General features: G+C 44.7%; 22 protein-coding genes and 1 pseudogene. 13 read left to right on the forward strand and 10 right to left on the reverse strand.

Annotated elements, in window-relative coordinates:
• Window positions 1-119: 119 nt before the first annotated feature.
• Complete coding sequence (gene pepT / locus ATB78_RS08510; protein WP_061008384.1) at window positions 120-1349, forward strand: peptidase T; 1230 nt, start codon at window positions 120-122, stop codon at window positions 1347-1349.
• Between the two features lie 121 nt (window positions 1350-1470).
• On the opposite strand, the gene ATB78_RS08515 is transcribed toward pepT, so the two are convergent.
• Window positions 1471-1929, reverse strand: coding sequence for a cytidine/deoxycytidylate deaminase family protein (locus ATB78_RS08515; RefSeq protein WP_005435882.1), 459 nt, complete (start codon window positions 1927-1929; stop codon window positions 1471-1473).
• Window positions 1930-2279: 350 nt separating this feature from the next.
• Between ATB78_RS08515 and vmeY the strand changes: the two genes are divergently transcribed.
• Both vmeY and vmeZ read left to right on the forward strand, forming a co-directional pair.
• Window positions 2280-3407: a multidrug efflux RND transporter periplasmic adaptor subunit VmeY gene (gene vmeY, locus ATB78_RS08520; protein ID WP_005435881.1), complete on the forward strand. Its 1128-nt coding sequence runs from the start codon at window positions 2280-2282 to the stop codon at window positions 3405-3407.
• 8 nt (window positions 3408-3415) lie between these two features.
• Window positions 3416-6568 carry a multidrug efflux RND transporter permease subunit VmeZ gene (gene vmeZ, locus ATB78_RS08525; RefSeq protein ID WP_009704744.1) on the forward strand — a complete coding sequence of 1051 codons (3153 nt, stop codon included), beginning with the start codon at window positions 3416-3418 and terminating at the stop codon, window positions 6566-6568.
• 93 nt (window positions 6569-6661) lie between these two features.
• On the opposite strand, the gene ATB78_RS08530 is transcribed toward vmeZ, so the two are convergent.
• Window positions 6662-8431, reverse strand: coding sequence for a methyl-accepting chemotaxis protein (locus ATB78_RS08530; protein WP_061008385.1), 1770 nt, complete (start codon window positions 8429-8431; stop codon window positions 6662-6664).
• A gap of 71 nt (window positions 8432-8502) precedes the next feature.
• Complete coding sequence (gene arfB / locus ATB78_RS08535) at window positions 8503-8916, reverse strand: alternative ribosome rescue aminoacyl-tRNA hydrolase ArfB (RefSeq protein WP_061008386.1); 414 nt, start codon at window positions 8914-8916, stop codon at window positions 8503-8505.
• A gap of 76 nt (window positions 8917-8992) precedes the next feature.
• Between arfB and ATB78_RS08540 the strand changes: the two genes are divergently transcribed.
• The 6 genes from ATB78_RS08540 (at window position 8993) to ATB78_RS08565 (ending at window position 15220) form a co-directional block, all read left to right on the forward strand.
• Window positions 8993-9595, forward strand: a complete 603-nt coding sequence (locus tag ATB78_RS08540) for a beta-phosphoglucomutase family hydrolase (RefSeq protein WP_061008387.1) — start codon at window positions 8993-8995, stop codon at window positions 9593-9595.
• A 224-nt stretch (window positions 9596-9819) separates the two neighbouring features.
• Window positions 9820-10455 carry a response regulator transcription factor gene (locus tag ATB78_RS08545; RefSeq protein WP_061008388.1) on the forward strand — a complete coding sequence of 212 codons (636 nt, stop codon included), beginning with the start codon at window positions 9820-9822 and terminating at the stop codon, window positions 10453-10455.
• Between the two features lie 180 nt (window positions 10456-10635).
• Window positions 10636-11148, forward strand: a complete 513-nt coding sequence (locus ATB78_RS08550; RefSeq protein WP_045479376.1) for a hypothetical protein — start codon at window positions 10636-10638, stop codon at window positions 11146-11148.
• A 51-nt stretch (window positions 11149-11199) separates the two neighbouring features.
• Entirely contained in the window at window positions 11200-11859 is a 660-nt protein-coding gene (locus ATB78_RS08555) for a fimbria/pilus periplasmic chaperone (protein ID WP_061008389.1), read from the forward strand.
• A 30-nt stretch (window positions 11860-11889) separates the two neighbouring features.
• Window positions 11890-14280, forward strand: coding sequence for a fimbria/pilus outer membrane usher protein (locus ATB78_RS08560; protein ID WP_061008390.1), 2391 nt, complete (start codon window positions 11890-11892; stop codon window positions 14278-14280).
• A 46-nt stretch (window positions 14281-14326) separates the two neighbouring features.
• Window positions 14327-15220, forward strand: coding sequence for a hypothetical protein (locus ATB78_RS08565; RefSeq protein ID WP_240537376.1), 894 nt, complete (start codon window positions 14327-14329; stop codon window positions 15218-15220).
• A gap of 66 nt (window positions 15221-15286) precedes the next feature.
• On the opposite strand, the gene ATB78_RS08570 is transcribed toward ATB78_RS08565, so the two are convergent.
• Both ATB78_RS08570 and ATB78_RS08575 read right to left on the reverse strand, forming a co-directional pair.
• The gene (locus ATB78_RS08570) at window positions 15287-15760 is read right to left on the reverse strand and encodes an FKBP-type peptidyl-prolyl cis-trans isomerase (RefSeq protein ID WP_038893604.1); all 474 of its coding nucleotides are present in this window, start codon (window positions 15758-15760) and stop codon (window positions 15287-15289) included.
• A gap of 14 nt (window positions 15761-15774) precedes the next feature.
• Window positions 15775-16407 carry a thiol:disulfide interchange protein DsbA/DsbL gene (locus ATB78_RS08575; RefSeq protein ID WP_009704740.1) on the reverse strand — a complete coding sequence of 211 codons (633 nt, stop codon included), beginning with the start codon at window positions 16405-16407 and terminating at the stop codon, window positions 15775-15777.
• 372 nt (window positions 16408-16779) lie between these two features.
• Between ATB78_RS08575 and ATB78_RS08580 the strand changes: the two genes are divergently transcribed.
• A complete protein-coding gene (locus ATB78_RS08580) occupies window positions 16780-17403 on the forward strand; it encodes an OmpA family protein (RefSeq protein WP_032802098.1) in 624 nt (207 codons plus the stop codon).
• An 83-nt stretch (window positions 17404-17486) separates the two neighbouring features.
• Here ATB78_RS08580 and ATB78_RS08585 read toward each other — a convergent pair whose 3' ends face one another.
• From ATB78_RS08585 to ATB78_RS08600, 4 genes and pseudogenes are all read right to left on the reverse strand, one after another.
• Window positions 17487-17846 carry a glutaredoxin gene (locus ATB78_RS08585; protein WP_039839741.1) on the reverse strand — a complete coding sequence of 120 codons (360 nt, stop codon included), beginning with the start codon at window positions 17844-17846 and terminating at the stop codon, window positions 17487-17489.
• 146 nt (window positions 17847-17992) lie between these two features.
• Window positions 17993-18470, reverse strand: a pseudogene (locus ATB78_RS08590) (hypothetical protein).
• Window positions 18457-19002, reverse strand: a complete 546-nt coding sequence (locus tag ATB78_RS08595; RefSeq protein ID WP_009704736.1) for a YaeQ family protein — start codon at window positions 19000-19002, stop codon at window positions 18457-18459. The pseudogene ATB78_RS08590 and the gene ATB78_RS08595 overlap by 14 nt, the downstream one beginning before the upstream one ends.
• Window positions 19003-19077: 75 nt before the next feature.
• Complete coding sequence (locus ATB78_RS08600) at window positions 19078-19287, reverse strand: cold-shock protein (RefSeq protein WP_005433440.1); 210 nt, start codon at window positions 19285-19287, stop codon at window positions 19078-19080.
• A 368-nt stretch (window positions 19288-19655) separates the two neighbouring features.
• Between ATB78_RS08600 and ATB78_RS08605 the strand changes: the two genes are divergently transcribed.
• Window positions 19656-19922 carry a ribosome alternative rescue factor ArfA gene (locus ATB78_RS08605; protein WP_054823771.1) on the forward strand — a complete coding sequence of 89 codons (267 nt, stop codon included), beginning with the start codon at window positions 19656-19658 and terminating at the stop codon, window positions 19920-19922.
• Here the strand turns inward: ATB78_RS08605 and ATB78_RS08610 are convergent.
• Window positions 19919-21082 (reverse strand): threonine/serine exporter family protein, encoded by a 1164-nt coding sequence (locus ATB78_RS08610; protein WP_009704734.1) that lies wholly within the window; start codon window positions 21080-21082, stop codon window positions 19919-19921. The two genes, ATB78_RS08605 and ATB78_RS08610, sit on opposite strands and share 4 nt — an antisense overlap.
• Window positions 21083-21445: 363 nt before the next feature.
• On the opposite strand from ATB78_RS08610, the gene ATB78_RS08615 reads away from it, so the two are divergent.
• Window positions 21446-22888, forward strand: a complete 1443-nt coding sequence (locus tag ATB78_RS08615) for a sensor domain-containing diguanylate cyclase (RefSeq protein ID WP_061008392.1) — start codon at window positions 21446-21448, stop codon at window positions 22886-22888.
• 117 nt (window positions 22889-23005) lie between these two features.
• On the forward strand, window positions 23006-23752 hold the full coding sequence (locus tag ATB78_RS08620) for an outer membrane lipoprotein-sorting protein (RefSeq protein ID WP_061008393.1): 747 nt from the start codon (window positions 23006-23008) through the stop codon (window positions 23750-23752).
• Window positions 23753-23780: the final 28 nt, after the last annotated feature.

Below are 23780 nucleotides of genomic sequence, written 5' to 3' on the forward strand. Positions count from 1 at the left end.
AAGCAAATTCTTATTGTGGCATGAGCGTAACATGGCTTGTCGAACCATGTTGGATAGGATCCTCGCACACCTTACATCCCTGTGCGCGGCATCCTTCGCTCAAAACAATGAGAATAATTATGAAGCATTTAGTTGAAAGATTTCTTCGCTACGTCACGTTCGATACTCAATCTAATCCCCACGAATCAGCTTGCCCAAGCAGCGGCGGGCAACTTGTATTTGCTCAGCAGCTTAAAAAAGAAATGATTGAACTTGGTTTAAGCAATGTGACCTTGAGTGACAATGGCTACCTAATGGCTAAGCTGCCATCTAACGTTGATTATGATGTGCCAGCAATTGGTTTTATCGCGCACATGGACACGGCTCCTGATGCTTCAGGTAAAAACGTAAAACCACAATTTATTGAAGACTATCAAGGTGGCGATATCGCACTTGGCCTAGGTGATGAAGTGCTTTCTCCAGTGCAGTATCCTGATTTGCACGAGCTTCATGGCCACAACCTGATTACCACAGATGGCACAACGCTTCTTGGTGCTGACAACAAAGCGGGCATTGCAGAGATTCTTTCTGCGGTAGCGATGTTGATTGAAAACCCAGAAATCCCACATGGCGACATCTGTATTGGTTTTACTCCCGACGAAGAAATTGGTCGTGGTGCTGACTTGTTTGATGTTGAGAAATTTGGTGCTGAGTGGGCTTACACCATCGACGGTGGCCCGCAAGGTGAGTTGGAATACGAAAACTTTAATGCAACTAGTGCAGACGTTATCTTCCATGGCGTGAGCGTTCACCCAGGCACAGCAAAAGGTAAATTGGTTAATGCAATGAACTTGGCGGCTAAATTCCAAGTGCAGATGCCAGAAGATCAAACGCCAGAAACGACAGAAGGCTATGAAGGCTTCTTCCATCTAAAATCTGGTGAACTTGGTGTCGCTCGCAGTGAGCTAGGTTATATCATCCGTGACTTCGACCGTGAAGGTCTGGAAAACCGTAAAGTCTTTATGCAGAAGCTCGTTGATGACATGAACGCAGGCTTGAAACACGGTTCGGTTGAGTTGAAGTTAACTGACAGCTATTACAACATGCGTGAAATGGTTGAGCCATACCCTCACATCATCGACTTAGCGAAGCAAGCGATGGAAGCGTGCGATGTTGAACCTCTGATTAAGCCAATTCGTGGTGGTACAGATGGCGCGCGTTTATCGTTCATGGGCTTACCTTGTCCAAACATCTTCACTGGAGGTTACAACTTCCACGGTATTCATGAGTTTATCTCTGTGGAGATGATGGAGAAGTCGGTACAAGTGATCGTCAAGATTGCAGAACTAACGGCTAAGAAATACGGTTAATCTTACAGCTGGTTAACCTCACCATTTAGATAAACAAAAGCCCAGACGCGTGCCTGGGCTTTTTTATTTGTTTCTTCGAGCTAGGGTTGCCTGAGTGCTCAAACAAAAGCTCAGTGATAACTTAGCGAACGCTTTTCTCTTCGATTTCGCTGATTGGTAGCCAGTTTACTTCCACACCTGCTTGGTCGAACATGTCTTGGCTCACTTGAATCTTGTCGCCCCAGCGAGATAAGAAATCTTCAGATTGTTCAGGGCAACTTACGCGCGCAATACCTGTTTGAATGATTTTCGCAGCGCAGTTCGGGCAAGGGAAGTGGGTAACCCAAATATCACAACCGTCTAAATCGCGTTTTGAGAACAAAATCGCGTTCTCTTCAGCGTGCAACGTTTTTAGATACTTCAGTTCACGTTCATCTGTATCCACACTGTCGGAAACACCGTGTGGGTAGCCGTTAAAGCCAACAGAGACAATGCGGTTGTTTTTAGTGATTACCGCGCCAACTTGTGTTGATGGATCTTTACTCCAAGACGCCACAAGCTCAGCCATTTGGTAAAAACGTTTCTCCCATTTAGAAATCATACTAATCCTCTCGGTCGAAAGCTTTGAATTACTTGCATGATAACGCATTTTGTTTAAAAAAATAGTCAAATCATACGCTGCGCTTACGAAGTTTTCGTTTTACTAGGTTATCGGCCTATCATTGTGCAAATAATCTCCGTTCTCTACCCCACAACATTTACACGACTTTCATTGCGATTCGAGTACAGGATCGCAACAAATATAGCCTGCTAATTACGATGTTTGCGAGTCGTTTCATTGGCTTACACTTTGATACACTTTCCCCGGTTTCCTTTAAAGTTTTCGGACAAAGCACCCTGTAAGGTTAGGGTATTGTCAAACGAATCCTGTTCTATAAAGACGGTATATACATGCAAAAGAAACCACTCGTCGCATTAATGGCGGCAACAGCTATCCTCGCAGGATGCGGAGAAGCAAACAATGCCCAGAAGGGGGGCCAAGCTCCTCTTGTTGTGACTCAAGATGTCACAATTATCGACTACCAGCCGAGCAAATCTTACATCGGTCGCATTGAAGCAGTAGAAGATACAAATATCACGGCACAAGTCTCTGGCTATCTTGAAGCTCGCCATTTTGACGAAGGTCAAATGGTCGAGAAAGGACAACTGCTTTACTCCATCGAGCCTTCTTCTTTTGAAGCGCAAGTGGCGAGTGCAAAAGCGGCCTTAGCTCAAGCTAAAGCTGCTTTGAAGAAAGCGGAACTTGACCACGAACGAGGTAAGAACTTGTTGCCACGTGGCAGTATTTCTCAATCTGAATTTGATGCGTTAACGGCCACTCTTCTTGGCGCGCGTGCCGAGTTAGAAGCGGCAAACGCTCAACTCAAGCTTGCGGAAGTAAACCTTTCTTACACACAAATTCGTGCGCCATTTAGCGGCCGCATCAGCGACAGTAAAGTAAGTACGGGTGACCTGCTTTCTCCTTCTTCTGGCATTCTGACAACGCTTGTTAGCTTAGACCCAGTGCATACTTCATTTAGCGTTAGTGAACGTGAGCGTTTAACGCTTGGTATGGACCGCATCAAGGGTGACGGCAGTGATGAGTCGAGTGGTGTAGAAGTTCAACTTGAACTGGAAAACGGTGAGTACTTTGAGCACCTAGGCCAGTTAGACTTCTTGGGCAACCGTATCAACACCCAAACCGGTACGATTGCGATGCGCGCATTGGTACCAAACCCAGAACAACAACTTCTTCCTGGTCAGCACATTAAAGTGAATCTCCGTGATAAAAACGCGAAAGACGTTATCGTGATTCCTCGTCGTGCGGTGCAAACTGACCTAGAGGGCGATTTCGCAATGGTGATGACTGAAGGCAATGTTGCAGAGCGTCGCAACGTGAAACTTGGCCCTCAAGTAGAGCAGGGCATCATCATCAATGAAGGTTTGGAACAAGACGACACTGTGATTACACAGGGTCTGCAACGTGTACGTAACGGTGTAGAAGTGCGCATTCAATCTCCTGCTGAAGACAAGCAGTAGGAGGCGCAATGTTAAGTCGTTTCTTTATTCAAAGACCAAAATTCGCACTGGTTATTTCGATCATATTGACGTTGGCAGGTGCCATCTCTTTAGCGATCTTGCCAGTTGCTGAATATCCAAAAATCAGTCCGCCATCGGTGAGCGTGACCGCATTCTACACGGGTGCAAGTGCAGAGGTTGTGGAACAGGCAATAGCCGACCCGATAGAAACCTCCGTTAACGGTGTAGAAGACATGATCTATATGTCTTCTAAGAGCGCGAACGATGGTTCTTACAGCCTAAACGTTACCTTCGATGTAGGCACTGACCCAGACATGGCGCAGGTTAACGTGCAAAACCGTGTATCACAGATTGAGTCCAAACTACCTCAAGAAGTGCGCATGGTAGGCGTAACGGTGAAAAAGCGTTCTCCTGACTTGTTGATGGTTCTGAACTTCTACTCACCTGACGGTAAGTACGATGACAAGTTCCTTATCAACTACATCAACCTGAACGTAAAAGACCAGCTGGCGCGTGTTAAAGGCATCAGTGAAGTTAACGTTATCGGTGGTGGTGAATACGCGATGCGTGTTTGGTTAGACCCAGAAAAAATGGCTAACCTGAACCTCACGACAACTGACGTTTACTCGGCATTGGCAGAACAGAACGTACAGGTAGCGGCAGGTCGTATCGGTGCTGCGCCGTACAACAACCCTCAAGAAGTTCAGTTCAACTTAGTGACCAAAGGTCGTCTTGAGAGCGTGAGCGAGTTTGAGGATGTAGTACTTCGCGCAAACCCAGATGGCTCTACGGTATACCTAAAAGACGTGGCTCGTGTTGAGCTTGGTAAGAAGTTCTACGATGGTAACGGTAAGTTCCGTGGTCAAGATGCGTCGATCGTCGCTCTGTCACTACAGTCCGACGCAAACGCACTGGAAAGTGGTCAAGCAGTTATGGACTTGCTTGAGCGCTTAAGCACTAACTTCCCTGAGGGTATGGCTTACGAGACCAGTTACGATACCACCGTGTTCGTTGCAGAGTCGATCAAGGGCGTAGTGAAAACGCTGATTGAAGCTATCTTGCTGGTAATCGCAGTAACCTACCTGTTCCTTGGTAGTGCGCGTGCAACCTTGATTCCGGTTGTTGCGATTCCTGTATCCCTTATCGGTACATTCGCCATCATGCAGGCGACGGGCTTTACCATCAACACGGTAACCCTATTCGGTTTGATCCTTGCCATCGGTATCGTGGTAGATGACGCGATTCTGGTTATCGAAAACGTGGATACCACCATGGCGAAAGACCCAACTATTTCACCGCGTAAAGCAACGTTGCTGGCGATGAAAGAAGTAACGGGTCCAATCATTACTTCGACCTTGGTTCTATTGGCGGTATTCCTGCCAGTAGCCATGCTTCCGGGTATTACTGGCATCATGTATCGTCAGTTCGCATTGACGATCTGTATCTCAGTAGTTATCTCGTCTATTAACGCATTAACGCTGTCTCCAGCACTATGTTCGTTGGTATTGAAGCAGGGTGGTGGCAACACGGCTAACTGGTTCCAAGCGTTCAACCGTGGTCTAGAGCGTGTAACAGCGCGTTACGGTCAAATTGCTGGCTTCTTGGTTAAGAAGTCTATGTTGCTGATTGCTTTCTTCTTCGTGGCGGTTGCGGCAGTAACGTTCTTCGCGAAAACAACGTCAACGGCGTTTGTTCCTCAAGAAGACAAAGGCATCTTGTTGGTGAACGTTCAGCTTCCGGATTCGGCTTCGCTTTCTCGTACCGAGGAAGTAACTAATGAACTGATGAAGATGGTTGAGCAAGAGCCGGGTGTAGATGGCGTAACCGTTGCGAATGGTTACTCATTCATGACGGGTGCCGCAGCATCAAACGGTGCGTCTCTGTTCATCAAACTGCATGATTGGGACACGCGTAACTCGCTTGACGGTGAACACGCTGCTAACGCAATTGCTAACCGCATCAACGGCCGTGCTGCGATGGAACTTCCTCAAGCGGTAGTATTCGCGATGGGGCCTCCTGCAGTACCGGGTATGGGCGCAGCATCTGGCTTCGAGTTTGTACTGGAAGACACGCTAGGTCGTAGCCGTACTGATTTGTCGATGGTAATGGGGGAGATGATTCAGGCGGCTAACCAAGCGCCAGAAATCGCTTATACCTTCAGTACTTTCCGTGCAAACGTACCGCATTACTATGTGGATATTGACCGTGAAAAAGCACAGCAGTTGGGTATTCCACTGTCGTCAATTTTCCAAACACTACAAGGTAACCTTGGTTCGTTGTACGTGAACGACTTCACCATGTTTGGTAAGAACTTCCGTGTAACCATGCAAGCAGACAGTGAGCACCGCAGCAGCATGGACGATCTGGAACGTTTCCACGTTCGTTCTTCAAGTGGTGATATGGTGCCGCTGAGCACGCTAGTAAGTTACGAGCAGGTGTTTGAGCCAGATGTAGCATGGCGTTACAACATGTACCGCAGCGCGATCATTCAAGGCCAACCAGCACCGGGCTATTCAAGTGGTGATGCGATCGCAGCGATGGAGCGTGTCGCAGCTGAAGTGCTACCGCAAGGTTACACTTATGAATGGACGGGCATGGCTTACCAAGAAGTACTGGCAGGCAACCAAGCAATCTATGCGTTTGCGTTGGCATTGATCTTTATCTACTTGTTCATGGTGGCTCAGTACGAGAGTTGGAGTATCCCTCTGGCGATCATCCTTGTGGTACCTGTGGCAACGTTAGGTTCTTTCCTTGCGTTGAATCTAACCGGAACGCCACTCAACTTGTACGCTCAGATAGGTCTCGTCTTGCTCATAGCGCTCGCGGCGAAGAACGCAATCCTGATTGTGGAATTCGCCAAGCAAGAGCGTGAAGAGAAAGATGTGGATATTGATAATGCGGCAGTAGAAGGTGGTAAGCTTCGTTTCCGTGCGGTGAACATGACATCTTGGTCGTTCATCTTGGGTATCTTCCCACTGATCTTCGCAGCAGGTGCGGGTCACGTGAGCCAAAACTCGTTGGGTATTTCACTAATCGGTGGTCTGTTGTGTGTACTTCTAGCGGGTACCTTCCTGATCCCGGGCTTCTACGCTCTGGTACAGAGAAAGCGTGAGAAGATCCACGGTGGTAGCACTAAGCTTGTTCCTCTTGATGACGAATAAGCACTGAGTTTCCTCAGATAGAAAAAGCCCGAAGCATGAGAGTGCTTCGGGCTTTTTGTTTATCTGGCAATAATGATTGCAAGGGAAGGTAGATTATACGCTGCGTGTTTTGAATTCAGCGACAGCATCATCCATTTCATGGGCCTGAGCCGAAACAGAGTTCACCTCATGCAAACATTCTTGCGCTGATTGCATGTTGTTCTCTGAAATCACGTTTAGCTCAGTAATCGAATCGCTCACCTGATTCATCACGATGCCTTGCTCTTCAATGGCTGATGCAATGCGCTCGGAGTTGCCCTGAATTGCGTGCATGTCTGCGATGATTTGCTGAAGGCTTGAATCTAACTTCTCCGATGCTTGTAGGGTTTGCTGACCCTGATCATTACACTGGTCGATATCAGATACCACCATGGACATTTGCGATTGAATATCAGACACCACGCGGGTGATTTCTTCTGTCGATTGATGAGTGCGACTTGCCAGTGCACGTACTTCATCGGCCACAACAGCAAAACCGCGACCTTGCTCGCCGGCACGTGCAGCTTCAATCGCTGCGTTAAGTGCGAGTAGGTTAGTTTGCTCAGCGATATCTTGGATGATATTTACTGCGCCGCCAATCTTCGCCACGTGCTCGTTGAGAGAGCCAATGGACTGCTGACTGTTTGAAAGAATACCAGTTAACTGGCCGACATTCGAAACTGTCGTCTCGACAACGGTACGACCTTGTTCTGCATTGTTTGCTGCTTGGTGAACGCCTTCCACTGCTACCGAAGTGCTTTCAGATATTTCACCAATGGTTGCGACCATTTGCTGAACGGCTGTTGCCATCGACGAAGTATGATCGGCTTGGGCATGAAATTGTTCCATTACGCCTTCTAGCTCACGGTGCATGTTGTCTGTGCTTGCCGATAACTGTGCTGACTTCTCCTGTGTTCCGTGGATAAGGTGCTCAAGTTTGTCTAATAGATCGTTTAAGTGATGGCTGATGTCCGCCAGTTCATCTTTCCCCGCAAGTTCAGAGCGTAGGCCCATGTTATTGCTTTCACTAATGTTTTTAATAGTGGTGAGCAAGCTACTAACGCGAGTATTGATCGAACGTGAGATTTGGAAGATCAAGGCAAAGATGATGACCAGCACAACCGCTGTGATGACTTGTTTCACCAAGTTGTTTTGGCTATCTCGAGCTTGTGCTGCGTCGCTCAGGGCAGATGAAAAGGTTTTAAACTGTTGTTCTACTGTGTGTGATAAAGCACGAGTATCACCCAATAAACCCTTATTGTAAGCCACGCCGATAGTTTGCTTTTGCGCAGCAAGCTGACGGGCACTTTCAATCAAAGCAGGTACGTATAGGTCTTGTAGAAGGCTTTCGTCCATTTCTCCGGCTTTAACAAGTTCTGAGAATTTAGTCAGAGCCATGACTTGTTGATGATCAGCATTTTGCTCCGCAGCAGAAAGCTCTCGCTCAAAACTTGCCCATAAGCCGCTTTCCGAATCTAGACCGTAGCGTCCGTAGGCAGAAACTAAAGTCTGGAAACCTTTTTGATAGGCCAATAAGTCTTGCTTGAATTGGTGGCTAGAAGGAAGGTCATAACGGTTAAGGATGCCAGCCAATTCTTGTTCAATCACCAAGAACTTATCGACGTTACCATCGAACTTATCAAGGTACTTGATGTTACTACGCAGTAAGAAGTCTTTTTCATTACGGCGTAAGTTAAGGAGACGAATCTCCAAATCACCAACGAGCTTAACAGCATGGCCGAGCTCTTGGCTTTGGTTAGCGAAGTGTGACGAGGTACCCAGCAGGGTCATAATGCCCAGAATGGCGATCACTCCTAAGGAGTAGAGCTTGTGCCTAATAGTCATAAAGTTTGTCCTGAATAGTTGACTAAAGTAAGGAGCCCAAAAAGGTTCCCAATGGCTAGCTCTGACGTTTATTAGTACAGCACTCTTTGGCGTTGCTGTTTCTTTGTCGCTTGCTTGTTTTTGCTATCAAGTCTACGACGTTGCGAAGCGCGAGTTGGTTTGGTTTTAATACGCTTCTTTTCTTGTCGGCTTGCAGATTGTATCAACGCTTGTAATCGATTTAGTGCGTCTTCTTTGTTCTGCTCTTGCGTCCGAAACTGTTGTGCTTTGATGATGATTACGCCATCTTTGGATATTCGGCTGTCAGAAAGGGCAAGTAATCGCTCTTTATAGAATTCTGGCAGCGTGGAATGACGTACGTCAAAGCGCAAATGTATCGCGGACGATACCTTATCAACGTTTTGCCCACCACTTCCTTGAGCCCTGATGGGAGATAATTGGATTTCCCAATCTTGAATTGTGACGGAGTTCGAAATTTTGAGCATGTTTACTAAATGCCAATAAGGAATGTTGTAATGGCTGATAAATTACCATCAGAGATGTACAAATAGAAGAATTGACATGAATACGATAGATTTAAGCCCCTATAAAGGGTTGATTTTCGATATGGACGGCACCTTAATCGACACCATGCCAGCGCATCTAGCAGCGTGGCAAGCGACGGCAGACCGTTTCGATTTCCCTTTCAACCAAGGTTGGTTGCACAGTTTAGGTGGCATGCCAAGCTTCAAAATCGTTGGCGAAGTGAACCGTCAACATGGTTTGTCTCTCGACCCTAAAACCGTATCTCGCTTCAAAATGGACACGTTCGCAGAGATGGAACAACACGGAGAAATCATCTCGTGTACCAACATCGTATTAGATGAACATCTAGGTAATAAGAAAATCGCAGTTGGAACCGGTAGCCAACGAGACAGTGCACTGCGTCTATTGGCGAAAGCAGGCATCTTGAAGAAGCTAAATGCTGTCGTCACAGCGACTGACGTCGAAAACCACAAACCTTTCCCAGATACATTCCTTATGGCCGCAGAACAACTTGGTTTAAGCGCACAAGACTGTGTGGTGTTTGAAGATACCGAGTTAGGCAAGAAAGCCGCTCACGCAGCAGGTATGGATTGTGTGATGGTGGAAGGGGATAAGTTAGTCTTTTATCCAAAAGCTTAATTCGCCATTGCTCAGAAGAGCTCATTCAATAAAAAACGCCGCAATTGATGCGGCGTTTTTTATAATTTTGTGTTTCATTTAATAAAATCACGAAAATGACAAAAGGATAAATAAAACTATATTGTGAAGATAATCAAAATATCCGGCTGATAATAAAGTAATATAAATATGCAACCTTGTTGGTTAGCAAGTGTTTATTATTATAATTCTGAACGAGATGCATTATGGCGAACTCACAAAAGGTTTTTGTTGTATCTGAAAATCCCGAGTGGTCTAAGTTAGTAATTGCAGGGCTTTCTCATAGTTTTAAAACGTACAACTTTTTTATTGAAGCTTCTGTCAATAAACTTTGGCAACTGAACGAAAATGATCTGGTTATTTATGACCGGACGACATTAGGTAATCCTTCTCTCCATTTAATATCTCCTATTACTCGTGGCGGGGCTTGGATATTAGCAAACGCAAGTAAGCAAGATTTGGAAGGTGTTAAAGGGCTGATTTCAATGGGGTGGTGTGGCCTTTTGGAGTCTGAGATGACTTTAGAACTTTTGCACAAAGCTACGAGAATGGTGACTTCTGGACAATTGTGGTTTAGTCGCGAAGCGATGTCTTATTCTTTAAGAAATATAGTGAGGGGGCAGGTCCATAACGGTTTGTCTATGGAAATGGTAGGGGCTAAGTATGAGTTGTCAGGTAAAGAACAAAAAGTGTTTCTATATTTGCTCCAAGGTTACTCCAATAAGGAAATAGCCGAACAATTAAATGTGAGTTTGAGTACGATTAAAACTCATGTATCACATATTTTGAGTAAAACAGGAAAACAAAGTCGATCTCAATTAGGTGCTTTAATGATGGAATAAAGGTTTTAATTGTTGTTCTAAATCAATTTAAGGTGTTTGTTGGCCTTTCCTCATCCTTTATTTGTTTCTTTCTGGTCAGATGACTGATGGTAAAAAAATGCTTTGAGCGTAAATTTACATTGTAATTTCCAATCAACTTTTTGACTTATACCGAAGGAATAAATGTAAAGGAGAACAATCATGAAACGTTTAGCAAGTATCGCAGCAATGGCAGTGCTATTTTCAGCGGGTGCAGTAGCAAATGATTGGACCGTAGGTACTGATGATGGCCGTGCTGACTTTTATGTGAAATTTAAAGGCGAAGTACCACAGCGTTGTGAAATGGTAGCAGATAATAGTCTAAAAGAACTTACGTTCGACCTTGCTCAAGATAAAGATACTCATACTTTCAAATTTAAAGCATGGTGTAACTCGTACGGTAACAAAGGAACAATGTATGTTGACCCATTTGATTTCGTGAACTCAAATGGCGACGAAATCCCAATGAAGTATACCTTTAAAGGAACAACTTCAACGAAGAAAAAAGGCGTATCTACAGTAGATGCACGTATTGTTAAAGAAGTTAAGATTAGTAATAAAATTAACAAGAAAATGAACCGTGAACATACGCTGACAATTGAATCTAACCCTCAAGCGGGCGCACGTTGGGGTGAGTACAGCGGTGCAATGTATGTATCACTATTCCACATGTAATAAATAGTTAAAGCTATTGGGGAGAGCAGTCTCCCCAATCTGAGGTGCTTTATGAAAACTATAAGACTGCTCGTTATCTCTATTATCTTAATGCCAATCCAAGTGTTGGCTTTTGAGCTTTTCCCTATGGTGCAAGGTGTTGATGATATTGGAAAAGGGACTTCGACGTTTTTTAAAGTGACCAATACATCTTTGGTTCCTTTGCCATTAGAGATGACAACCAGTAAACGTAGTGTCCAATTTAATAATGACGAGACTCTGCTTGAGACTGATGACCTAATGGTTTTCCCACCACAGATTTTAATTCCACCAGGTAAGTCCCAAACAATTAAAGTGCAATACATTGGCGCACCGAAGCAGTTCGCCGAATCTTATCGTCTTATCGTGACTCAATTACCACTCAAATCAGAGTCAGAGAAAGATGCAATTCAGATGCTATTTCGTATTGGGGCATTGGTGTTCGTCTCGCCTCAAAGCGCAAAAGATGACTTTACCAGTGCGGTAAACACGAATAGCAAAAATACGCCAGAATTAGTAATCAGCAATACTGGAACAAGTATTCTAGAGTTGAGTAGACACAGTTACTCGGTTGAATGGAATGGTCAAAAGAAAGTTTGGAATTGGGAACAATTAGAATCTTTGCTTCCAATGCAGTATCTGGTTCCAAACCAGCAAGTGAAAGTAAACGCAGAGTCTCTTTTTACTCAATAACGTCACACCTTTCAATAACGTAGGTCGATTATGTGGCGGTCAGTATTTATTGTCATTACGATTTTTATTTCCATTTCGGCTTGGGGAAGCGTTTATCGACTCTCTCTTCCTTTAGTCTATGGAGAGACACAGCTCGGAGACTTGCCTGTCGAAATTAATGGCATGTCACTGGTTGGTGTTTCTATCTCTGGATTGAATAGCGTGTTAGGCGGACGCATCACCGCGAAGTGGTGGCAGGAAAATACCCCAAAAAGTGGTTCGGACTATGTCACGGTTGAAACACTGAATGCGAAAGGGGTTTCTATATCACTCAACCCTGAATTGTTGGTCCTACAAGCGACGTTAGATTCTGAAATTCTAAACGAAACTGACATCAATTTATCATCAGGTTACCCGCTTTTTAAACCGAGTGAGAGCGGCTATGTGAGTTGGTTAAATAGCTTTAATCTCACCTACAACCACTACTGGGAAGATGACAGTGAAAGTTGGAACTCATCTTTAGATTGGTTATCTCAAGCAAACATTGGAGGAGCAGAGGGGGTAAATTTCCTCTTAGCAAATTACCTTGAAGCAACCGATGAAAGTACAGAGTTTTATCGTGGAGAGTGGGTCGCTTTTCACGATAGGCCAAATGTCCCGGTACGATTTTCAGCAGGCGATGTGGTGAGCGGTGAATCCGGTCACCTTTACAGTTTGTCACTTGGTGGCATATCAATAGAAAGTCGTTACTCTGACTTGCAACCCGATAGAGAAATTAGCCCTCAAAGTAGCCAACAATTGGTATTACTCGAGTCTGCGGAAGTTGAACTATATGTCAACGGTGAAAGAGTCTCGGGAGGACGCTTAGATCCAGGGCGTTATAACTTACAAAACTTAATTTTAGATAATGGTGCCAATGACATTACTGTCGTAGTCAACTATGTTTCCGGCAAACAAGAAGTGTTGCAGTTTACCCAATTTTATAACGCCACACTGTTAGCAAAAGGGCTTATTGATTATTCATTCTCATTCGGTCGCCCTATTGAGTACGGTGATCGAGCGGTTGGTTATGAAGATGCTTGGGTTGGAACAGGTTATATCGAGTATGGCTTAACGGACTGGTTAACCATTGGCAGCAATGGATTGGGGGCAGATGATGGCGCGGTGCTAGGCGTGTTGTCAACCGTTAAAACGCCAATAGGAAACGTAACTGGCCGGTACTCATGGAGTGGTGGTTCTGATTTTGGCGATGGATGGATTGCCTCACTAGATTATGAGAATAGTGTGATAGGCAGTGGTGACAGTCAGGCTCCTAACTTGAGACTTGCCATCGAGCGTTCCGATAATTTTAACAGTAAACCTTGGGGTGAATCCGAACCAGACAGTGATCATACTCAAATCCTAGCCAGTTACTTTTGGCAAATCACCAGTGAACTCGACTTATCTTTATCTGGCCGTTATGGGGAAACAGAGGAAGACAGTAGCGAAAAGCGTGGAACGGGACTATTCAATTGGCGTCGGGGGGGGATCACAATCGGTGTGGGCTCTGAATATGAAGAATCGTCTCAATACGAGGATGGCGACACGCGGTTTTTGTTTACGTTTGAATATAACTGGTACTCAACAGACAGCTCGAATCGTTTAGGTTTATCTTACAACAGCAAGGATGAACGTAGTCGAGCTTATTTCAGCAATGAGGCAAATAACTACGTTGGGGATGTCGGTGTACGAATCGATGCTGAGAGGGATCAGGACATTGATAATCAACAAGCGCAAATGAGTTATACCGCGAGCCGATTAAGAACCGAAGTCGAAGTTTCTCGTAACAAACTCCGTTCGAGTGATGATGAACAGTATCAAGGATCGGTACGATTAGCGACCGCCGTTGGAATGGTTGATGGCCAATGGGGATGGGGAAGAGTGACCTCGGGTCCATTTGTTTTGGCAAATGTGCACTCAAGTTTGGAGGGAGGCACTGCGAACCTTGACGTAAACTCGGAGGGTAAAGCAATAGCTAATGCCACATCGCAGTTCAATGGTATTGTTTCTGTCTCTCAACCGTTTGTTCGTAACGCGATGGATTATAACGTTGAAGATGCGCCTTTGGGGTACGACTGGGGTAACGGTAAGATTGAGGTGTCTCCAGGATCAGCGACAGGGCATATCCTAAATATTGGGTCTGATGCCTTTTATACTGCAACAGGATTTATTGAAGATGGCGATGGTGAGCCTTTGGCTTATGTTCAAGGTCGAATGATTCTTGAAGAATTGGACGTTGCTTTCTTTACGAATAAGCAAGGACGTTTCTATATCCAAGGTGTTCGTCCTGGCACGTATCGAATGGAAATTTCTCAGAGTGGAATACCAGCAATCAGCGTGACGATTCCTGCTTCCAAAGAGAGTTTGATTAATCTCGGAAAGTTATCTGTATTGGCTAAATAGCAAGGTGAAGATTCGAGCTTTGTTTAGGAATATAGATGGGGGAGATATGATGAAAAGTAGAATGAACACTTATGCCTTTGCTACGGCGATTTCAGCAATGGCATTGAGCTTTTCTGGCATTATGAATGCCGAACCAAATCATGATGCGAGTTGTGATGGAACGTATAGCGTTGAGATCGACAATATGCCTCAAAAGCCTCTAGCGAGTAAGCCTAATGCTCTTTGGTTCCAAGGACATGTTACATTAGATAGAGACCTCATCACGTGTGTTCGTCATGTTGAGATAAGTGCGAAAAGCGGCTGGCAGCATGTACTCAATGGGCCAAACGGAAAAGTCACCTCTACCGTGCTTAATGAACAAAAGAAAAGCTTAAATCGAAATGCGAGCGGTAACTTTGTTTTACCAGTTCGAGGTTCGCAAAGAGTGCCATTTTGGATTCATGTGCCGCAAGGGAAAGTTATGGCTCCAGGTTTCTACAAAGGCGATTTTGAATTCATTGCTAATGGTGACTTCACCTCTGAGCGTAATCAATTTCAATCATTAGATTACACTTTACCTGCATTTGTTCGAGCGCGTATTGAGGCGCCAAATAATGCTTGGATTTCGGTCGCGGGAACAAGCGTGTCGGTTGATATGGGCAATCTAACGAAACAAAATACACGCAAAATAGACGTTTATGTGCTGAGTAACGCGACAGTGCGATTGGAAGTGGATTCAATAAACAATGGGCACTTGGTGAACACTCAAAAAGCAAGTCATAAAATTCCGTACACCACGTTCTTGCAAGGCCGAAAACTAGAGCTAGATACACCGACGATATTAAATACACGAAAAGGTAAACAGACTCGATTCAATATGGCCTTTCAAAACCAAGCTGTACCTGGTGCTGCTGCTGGCCAGTATGAAGATGAGATGACGATAAGTTTGATTGCCTACTGATTAAAGTAAGTTGAAACCAATAAAAAACGCCGCAATCGACGCGGCGTTCTTTGTTCTTGCTTAGGATTATTGGATGTCCAATAGTTCCACATCAAAGATCAGTACACTTGCTGGTGGGATAGGGCCCGTACCGCTTTTACCGTAACCAAGTGTGCTTGGTACGAACAGGCGGATTTTCTCACCCACAACCATGTATTGCAGACCTTCTTGCCAGCCTTTAATCACTTGGTTTAGGCCGAATGTGATTGGCTCGCCGCGCTCTACAGAGCTATCGAAAACCGTGCCGTCGATCAGTGTGCCGTGGTAGTGCACCTTCACTTTGCTCGTTGCGGTCGGGTGAACATCACCAGTACCTTGCTCAAGTACTAGGTATTGCAGGCCACTTTCTGTGGTAATTACACCTTCTTTCTTGCTGTTCTCAAGCAGGAATTCTTGGCCTTTAGCAAAGTTCTCGTCAGCCACTTTGTGGTTGGTCCAAGTGCGGTAGATAAAGAATGCCGCTAGGACGAAAATAATAAGAGGAAACAGAAATTTAGACACAGTAGCTCCTTGTCTTATTTTGGTTGTTTTAGCAGATAGTTGATGGTGTCAGCCATAGCTTCAACGGTTTCGTGACCGCCAGTGATCACTTGGTATTTACCGTTTACGATAAACGCTGGAACTGAGTTAATTTGACCACGAGTTGTGATCTCTTCTGCTTTGGTGATGTATTCAAACAGTTTTGCTTGTTGCGCGTCGTCTAGTTGGTATGGGCTTACTAGGTTGCGAGACTCAAAAGCTTTCTCAACTGCTGCTTGGCGCTCATCTGCTGTTGCATCTGCACCCATTTGAACTGCCGCAAACAGCTCTTCCATAAATGCTTTGTCTGGTGTGCCGTTAACTTGCATTGCTGCAGTGTAGAAGATGATTGCGCTGATCTGTGCACTCTCGTTAAAGGTAACGTGCATCTTCTCAACTTTTTGTTCTGTCAACGATTCAATCTGAGGAACGAACTGTTCCATCGTACGACAGTGTCCGCAAGTTAGAGAGAAAACTTCAGTAACTGGCGCTAGGTTGTATTCAGCAAGAGAAACAGGTAGCTCTTCGTACTGCTTGCCTTGTTGTGGCTGACTATTGCCGTTATCACAAGCTGTAAGGGCAAATACTGCCGCAAAAAGTGCAGCGCCTTTAGAAATAGTTTTAAACATGGGTCAGGCTCTAAATAGTAAAATTGTTGCTAGTTTATCGGTTAACGGTATCGACGAAAACCATTTATACGGCTTGTTACACTAAAGTGAGACAATCGGAGAAAGTTTAGACAAAACATGGCTATGACGAGTCAATTAAAGGCTTCAATGCTTGAAAAATCGAAGATTTCGACCGTTACAAAGATCGCTTATGATAAGTGCAACATTGGTATTCTGCCCATCATTATTGATGAGGTTAGACAAATGAGAAGTGAAGTCAGAACGTTGGCACGATAGGTGCTTGGTAAATGGGATGAAATGGTAAAAAGCACTAAAGTTTGGACGATTTGAGCCGACATAGTGAACAGGAATTCATTCTACGTTGGTAACGGTATGAAGCATTGGTTTTTAGTTGCGTGCGGCCTTTTAGCCGGATGTGGCAGCATTAATTCGGATATGGTTCCGGGCGGTAATATGTTGGATACCGCTCCTCGAACTAACTCAGAACTTAGACACCCTGAGTGGGGTTATGCGAAGTCTTACGCATCAACACCTCGCTATGTGGCTCAAGCACCGAGCACAATGGGAAAAAAGTCACAGGGCGTGACGTCACTGGAGATGTTTTTAAATAGGCATCAAATCGCCCACGAAACCATCAGTGGCGACCACCTTATGGTGCGTTTGAAAGAACAGGTACACTTCCAAACTGGATCTGCGAGATTATCATCGCAGTCCGAAGACTGGCTACGTAATCTTGGGCATTATCTTGCCGGACGAACAGACGTTGATGTAGTGATTGATGGTCATGCGGACAGCACAGGCGCAGCAACCTTCAATGATTCTCTGTCTGAGAAACGTGCTCGCGAAGTTGAAAAGCAATTGTTAGCCACAAGCTTACCGCGCCAACGAGTCTTCTCACGTGGTTTTGGTGAGTATGTACCCCAGTGCAGTAATGCAACGGCAAGTGGTAAGGCGTGTAACCGCCGCGTGGAATTGATGTTGATTGTCGATCAGTAAATTCCCAATCTATTGAATTGAAATAGAAGAAAAGAGGCACCGTATGGTGCCTCTTTTACATCCGCCAATGTTCTTAGGGGGAACTAGGCAAATTCTTTTTCAATGTAAGCGACAATGTCTGAAGATTCGTAAAGCCATTGCGTTTCGCCATCTTTTTCAATGCGAAGGCAAGGTACTTTCACGCGACCGCCACCTTGTTCAAGTGCTTCACGATGTTCTGGGTCGTTTTTCGCATCACGTAATTCAATGTTCACGGATTGACGCTTCATAGCACGGCGAACTTTTACGCAGAAAGGACAAGCTTCAAATTGGTATAGCGCGTAGTTCTTCGCTTTGTCATCAACGCTTTTTTGTGCCTCTGCTGAGCGTTTAACGCCACGAGGAGAGAATACAGCGTTGAGAAGTAAGATGATTTTTCCCAAAATCCAACGGATAAACTTCATAATGATCCCTTGATGTTCAGTGGATGAGTGTCCTTGAATGTCATGCAACGAACTATAAATAACAGGTTATGTGTAACAACCAAAGGAAGCCGTTGCATGAAAGGAAGTAGTCTATCAGGTGTTTGGTTTTGACAAAACCATGTTTTTTATGAGGAAAACAGACGCTTTATCCAGCTAATTAGCCCACTGGCTTTTGCTGGGTTTGCTTCTTTACCGAGGTAAAAACTCTGCATTAAGTTGGTACGGAAAGCATCGAGATCCATACGTTTGATCACTAACTCGTGTTGCAGAATGTTTTGCGTTTGCTCAGCATGGTCGTGCGCAAGGCTAAAGTCCATGTTGAGATAACCTTGAGTATACAACCACAAATGTGTCACTCAAGACTTGCTGCATATGATGAGTCGACGTGGCGTGCTGCTCATAGAGAGCACTGGCTTCGATGTGAGATTTGGTTAAAAGCCCAAGTAGATGCAGCGCAGGGGCTGTCTCAGGCTTATTTTCACATACTCTAATGAACAATGGGGCTTGTTCCTTTGTCCAACGTCGCCTTGCTGCTTTGTGCTCGTTAACGAAGGGAATGTTTGTGAACCCCATTTGTTGGATCAGTTCATTAAGAGGCGTCATTACTTTGCAATTCCTTCACTGTCACTTCGACGTGTTGTTCGTTAATATCAACGAAAATAGAGGTGCCGGTAATCATAACAGATAGACTAGTGCCGCGGTCAAGGTGCTGTGAAATCAAGTCGATAGCGTCGTAATCTAGACTTGCCACATCCACTGGAAGCATGCCAAATTTGCCTGCCATTTTATCCCACCAAACCGATGCTTTCGTGTTGTACGTGTACACCTTCACATGCTTAGCAAGGCGTGATGCTTTCTTGATGCGGTCTGGTTCTGGCTCACCGATTTCAATCCAATGTGTAATGGATTGGTCATCTTCAACGCGCCACAAGTCCGGTTCTTCTGTCGTAGAAAGCCCCTTAGTAAACTCAAGTTCTTTTTGGGCATTCAAACAGTAAGCCAAAATACGCGCTAACATGCGCTGTGGTTTTTCTGAAGGGTGTAGGGCAATGGTCAGGTTTTTTGAATCGTAGTAATCGTTGTTCATATCGGAGATCGCGATACGAAACTTGTATATCGTCGGTTTAAGAGCCATAAGAGTGATCAATAATTTGAGGGCAAAAAAATAGCCAGCTAAAAAGCTGGCTACCATATCAAAATCTTAAAAGGATTAAACTAGAGTGATTTTCTCAGCTTGTGGACCTTTTTGACCTTGAGTGATTTCGAATTCTACTTTCTGGCCTTCAACAAGAGTACGGAAGCCGTCACCTTGGATTGCAGAGAAGTGAGCGAAAACGTCAGGACCGTTTTCTTGTTGGATGAAGCCGAAGCCTTTAGTTTCGTTGAACCACTTAACTGTACCAGTAGCTTTGTTAGACATGTTTATTTCCTAAATATCTAATTTTATGTAAATCTTCGCCTAATCGGCGCTTATAGCGTGGAAAAATAAATTGCTATTGCGTACCACAGGACGGGGGAATTACGAGTAATCCAACGAAATGTGAAAACAAAGAACTTTCTTTCTAGCCGTGTTCGAGTCTAGGTTAATTACGGGTATAGTCAACATTTATTGCTCTATCAAAGGCAAATATTTGTATCTAGTCACTTTTTATACAGTGTTTTTTTGATGAAATTTCAAATAAATGACGTTGATGTGAAGTTTTTGAAGAATAAAATGAAAATAATTCTACAAATTTGACTATTTTATCTAATTATTGTCCAATCTGGTTCGACCATTATGGAGGATCTATGGGAAAGAAAAAACTCAATCCTCAGCCAAATGAATTGAATCAAGATACCGAGTTTGGCAGAGGGGAAATCAAAGACAACGCACTTAAAGCGGTCGTCACCAGTCAACTGTTTAGAACGCGAGTTGTGAAAGCCAAAAAAGGCAAAGGCAGCTTCAACCGGAAAGCGAAGCATAGAGGCAAAGAGCCCTATTCAAAGTTCTCACTAAAGTGGATTTTGAATAGGGCTTTTTTCTTGTCTGAAGGTAATGGCGAAGCGGTGTTTTAGCGTTCTATTTTTGGCGAGTAAATCGAGTAGGCTGTAATTTGCCCTGCGACGATGGCAGAGAACATAAACAGTGCTGAGAGACCAATACTCGGAATTGGAAGGATCGATTGTTCAAATACCGACTGACTTGCACTGACCAAGACGCGACTGCCCGGGACCAGAATAATGATGCCTTGAACAATGTAGATAGAACCGGTCAGCTCCATCTTTTTCGCAATCCAAGTGCCGTAAAGTGTAATCAGAACGGTCGTCACCCAAGTACCAACCACCCAGCCACTTTCGAAGCCGAGATAGAATGGCCCCCACATCCCCAGCATCGCGACAGGAAGTCCAAGCAGTATATCGATAGGGCGAGCGTTAAAAATCACACCAAGACATGCTGAAATTAAGAACAAGCCGCTAATGTGCATCCAAATCGGGATTTCATTGGTGTAAGCAATAGACTGCGCTTGTCCCCAAATCGCTTCGCCAATGTTTAGCCCCATCGTGATACCAACAAACAGTTTGATCAGCGTGAGAGCGCATTGCCCCAATAAGCTAGTGCCCGAAACCAAATCATTAAACGCCAAACATTCGAGTGAGTTAGCGATGGAGAGGCCGGGCACAAATAAGACAATCGTAGCAATACATAGCGCCCAAACAGGGATCGGAAGTCCAGTGCTAGATAGATAAGCGACAATAATGCCGGTGAACAGCGCAGCGATAAACTCAACCGCAATTGCGCGTCTCGCTCGGCAAACTTGCTGACATCCCCAGACCATAAAACCGAGAATAAAAGCAAAGCCGACCGCCTCTAAGGTGCTGCCAACCAGCATCAAGTACGCGGGTGGAATGCCCATGTTTGCCAATGCGATAACCCACGAAGGATAACCAGCAGGTTCTGGAACGGGTTCGCTACTCGGTTGATTGATACGGATGATGGTATTCGCGAGCAAGCTGAGATTAATTGATGCCGGTTTAAGGCGCTTGAGCACGACCGCGTTGTTGTCATCAGGAAACTGATAGTTGATCGCGGTAGGTGTAGCTTGAATCATCACATCCACGCCATGTTTTTGCGCGTAGTGTTGAGTGTATTTCTCTACTTTGTAAGGCGCACAGCCACTACGATGCAGCGTATCGCCAATTTCGACGATTTTGTTAATTCTATATTGAGAAGGCATGGCGAAAGCGAAAATTTCGGCTCACAAAAAAATTGCGCGTAAGTTAACAAAGTGATTCTTATCGAGCGAATAATCATTACTTTTTTTATGTGATTTTGTGGGCTGTGTCAGGTGTTTTTACGCGCAATGATAAAACCTAAGAAAGCAGAATGTATTTATCGCACTTTTATCCATATAAATTTCATAATAATTCGCGATGAATTAATAAAATATTATGGTAATAAAGTACCGTTTTGCAGCACAAAGGTACTAATTTAGATTCATATCAATAAGAGTCACTTCCCATCATTAAAAGCTCTGCTATACCTTTAGTTCGAATTAAGTCTTAGATAATACTTTCGGATAGGTTGGCGAGAAGTAGGTATGGCTCTCATACGTTATAGTACTTATGGTTGGAAAAGCGCAACATTTGGCATCGCTCTGATGATCGTGAGTGTGTTTTACAGCGCCGCATCCCAAAGTCACGAGACCAAACAAGGTACCTTGATTGTTGCCAATTCCAAAGCTTGGAAACCATTCTCTTATCTTACCCCAGACGGCGAGCCACAAGGTATCTTGATTGATTTTTGGCGTGAGTACTCTGTTCGCAATGATGTGCACGTTAAATTCCTTTTGCTTGATTGGGAAGAGTCTTTACTCGCTGTGAAGGAAGGGCGTGCAGACGTTCATGCGGGGCTAATATATTCGGAAGCACGAAGCCAGTACTTGAATTTTGGTACGGTGATCATGCCCATTGATACACAGCTTTACGTGAATAAAGATGTGTTTGGTTTGGACATCAACTCAGTGCTTGAAGGCGAATCTGCGATGGAAATTGGCGTAGTTCGTGGTGGATTCGAAGAGCATTTTATTCGTAAACGTTATCCAAACGCGGCGGTAAAGCTCTATTCGAATAATGATGCAATGTTAGATGCGGTGGCAAAAAAGAAAGTCTTCCTCTTTGTTGCTGACACTCAAGTGTCGAACTTTTACATGGCCACTGCCCCCGAGCCTATTGCGTTCTTACCGGCCGCTCACCTTTATAGCAAAAATTTACGAATTGCCTCAGGAGAGGGCAGCCCTAAATCGATTGATGAGATCTCCAGGAACTTTGAGAGAGTGATGGAAGCGGATAAAGATCGCATACTCAGTCGTTGGATTCATATCAAAACCGTTTATCCGGCCTATTTGGCGCCCTTGACCGTGTTCGCTTTGGTTATTGCCGCCATGTTCCATATCTTTTCACTCAAAAGAACGGTGGCGTTGCGAACTCGACAGTTAACCTTGGCCAACCAGCAGTTGTTTGAGTTGACCCTAACAGACCCGCTTACCAAGCTTTATAACCGACGTCATTTGATTGAACGGTTGGCGACGTTAAGCGCAGTAAAAAGAGACCTGACGGTGATGGTGTTTGATATTGATGACTTCAAATCCATCAATGATCAATTTGGTCACTTGGCTGGAGATCAAGCAATCGTTGCTGTTGCGAATACCGCGAAATCGGTGACCGATGAAAAGGTTACATTAGCTCGAATTGGCGGCGAGGAATTTGCTTTGGTGAGTGTGTCACTATCGGCAGAGGAGGCCCAAATGCTGGCGTGTGAAATCTGTACTCAAATTAATCAAATGCCAATCCCATTAGATGGACAGAACATTCATGTGAGCATCAGTCTTGGTTGCGCGTATTATCCTAGGTTTGATGAGACGCCAAGCCTGCAAGATGCTGATCAGCTCATGTATCGTGGGAAAGCCAGCGGTAAGAATCGCGCGGTGTTCCAAATCATCAACAGAAACAAAGTGGAACCATTACTTCGTAAAGCCCAGTAAAATTTTGAGCGAGCTCTCGCTGACCTTCATCCTCTCCTTGCTATACTGATTTGAACTCCCTGTTTTTATTGTCATTTCTGGCGCGAATAGTGTTGGATTTGAGTGTCGAGGACGGTTATGCGTACTGCTTTGTTATCTCTATTGTGTTGGTCCATTTCATTTACTGCTGTGGCTGAAAGTGCTTTTGATATCGTTCAAAAGTCAGAGCAAGTAATGCGCGGTGATTCCAGTTATACCGAATCTACAATGGAGATCATTCGTCCTGATTGGACTCGGTCGATGACCATGAAGAGTTGGACAAAAGGGACGGATTTGTCTTTGGTGTTGGTTACGGCGCCAGCCAAAGATAAGGGCAGCGCTTCTCTAAAACGACAAAGAGAAATGTGGAATTGGGTGCCGAGTATTGAACGCGTCATCAAAATTGCGCCATCTATGTTGAGCCAATCGTGGATGGGTTCTGACTTCACCAATGATGACTTAATCAACCAGTCCTCTATCGTGGTCGATTATCAACATGAATTGAAAGGCGAGGATACATTTGATGGCGACAAGGTTTGGGTGATAGACGCCGTTGCAAAGTCCGATGCTCCTGTGGTTTGGAGCAAAGTAACGTTGTGGATTTCCAAATCGACCTACCTACAGCGCAAAGTAGAATTCTACGATGAGTTTGATGAGCGAGTGAACGTGATGACGACTTATGACGTGAAAGAGCTCGGCGGGAGAAAATTGGCGACCAGAATGGAAATGCAGCCGCTTGATAAGCCAGACAACAAAACCGTACTCATCACCCACCAAGCGCAGTTTGATTTCGATATCGATGACAGCTTTTTCTCTCAGCAACAGATGAAATCGCTGCGCGACTAAGTTTGGATAAATGAACGGCTAAAAGAAG

The organism is Vibrio sp. CUB2 (assembly GCF_001557945.1).
Classification (GTDB): domain Bacteria; phylum Pseudomonadota; class Gammaproteobacteria; order Enterobacterales; family Vibrionaceae; genus Vibrio; species Vibrio owensii.

What these genes read in the sequence shown, in the direction of transcription:
- pepT (WP_061008384.1), top strand. Translation starts at nt 120, where the DNA reads ATGAAGCATTTAGTTGAAAGATTTCTTCGCTACGTCACGTTCGATACT.
- ATB78_RS08515 (WP_005435882.1), bottom strand. Translation starts at nt 1,929, where the DNA reads ATGATTTCTAAATGGGAGAAACGTTTTTACCAAATGGCTGAGCTTGTG.
- vmeY (WP_005435881.1), top strand. Translation starts at nt 2,280, where the DNA reads ATGCAAAAGAAACCACTCGTCGCATTAATGGCGGCAACAGCTATCCTC.
- vmeZ (WP_009704744.1), top strand. Translation starts at nt 3,416, where the DNA reads ATGTTAAGTCGTTTCTTTATTCAAAGACCAAAATTCGCACTGGTTATT.
- ATB78_RS08530 (WP_061008385.1), bottom strand. Translation starts at nt 8,431, where the DNA reads ATGACTATTAGGCACAAGCTCTACTCCTTAGGAGTGATCGCCATTCTG.
- arfB (WP_061008386.1), bottom strand. Translation starts at nt 8,916, where the DNA reads ATGCTCAAAATTTCGAACTCCGTCACAATTCAAGATTGGGAAATCCAA.
- ATB78_RS08540 (WP_061008387.1), top strand. Translation starts at nt 8,993, where the DNA reads ATGAATACGATAGATTTAAGCCCCTATAAAGGGTTGATTTTCGATATG.
- ATB78_RS08545 (WP_061008388.1), top strand. Translation starts at nt 9,820, where the DNA reads ATGGCGAACTCACAAAAGGTTTTTGTTGTATCTGAAAATCCCGAGTGG.
- ATB78_RS08550 (WP_045479376.1), top strand. Translation starts at nt 10,636, where the DNA reads ATGAAACGTTTAGCAAGTATCGCAGCAATGGCAGTGCTATTTTCAGCG.
- ATB78_RS08555 (WP_061008389.1), top strand. Translation starts at nt 11,200, where the DNA reads ATGAAAACTATAAGACTGCTCGTTATCTCTATTATCTTAATGCCAATC.
- ATB78_RS08560 (WP_061008390.1), top strand. Translation starts at nt 11,890, where the DNA reads ATGTGGCGGTCAGTATTTATTGTCATTACGATTTTTATTTCCATTTCG.
- ATB78_RS08565 (WP_240537376.1), top strand. Translation starts at nt 14,327, where the DNA reads ATGATGAAAAGTAGAATGAACACTTATGCCTTTGCTACGGCGATTTCA.
- ATB78_RS08575 (WP_009704740.1), bottom strand. Translation starts at nt 16,407, where the DNA reads ATGTTTAAAACTATTTCTAAAGGCGCTGCACTTTTTGCGGCAGTATTT.
- ATB78_RS08580 (WP_032802098.1), top strand. Translation starts at nt 16,780, where the DNA reads ATGAAGCATTGGTTTTTAGTTGCGTGCGGCCTTTTAGCCGGATGTGGC.
- ATB78_RS08585 (WP_039839741.1), bottom strand. Translation starts at nt 17,846, where the DNA reads ATGAAGTTTATCCGTTGGATTTTGGGAAAAATCATCTTACTTCTCAAC.
- ATB78_RS08595 (WP_009704736.1), bottom strand. Translation starts at nt 19,002, where the DNA reads ATGGCTCTTAAACCGACGATATACAAGTTTCGTATCGCGATCTCCGAT.
- ATB78_RS08600 (WP_005433440.1), bottom strand. Translation starts at nt 19,287, where the DNA reads ATGTCTAACAAAGCTACTGGTACAGTTAAGTGGTTCAACGAAACTAAA.
- ATB78_RS08605 (WP_054823771.1), top strand. Translation starts at nt 19,656, where the DNA reads ATGGGAAAGAAAAAACTCAATCCTCAGCCAAATGAATTGAATCAAGAT.
- ATB78_RS08610 (WP_009704734.1), bottom strand. Translation starts at nt 21,082, where the DNA reads ATGCCTTCTCAATATAGAATTAACAAAATCGTCGAAATTGGCGATACG.
- ATB78_RS08615 (WP_061008392.1), top strand. Translation starts at nt 21,446, where the DNA reads ATGGCTCTCATACGTTATAGTACTTATGGTTGGAAAAGCGCAACATTT.
- ATB78_RS08620 (WP_061008393.1), top strand. Translation starts at nt 23,006, where the DNA reads ATGCGTACTGCTTTGTTATCTCTATTGTGTTGGTCCATTTCATTTACT.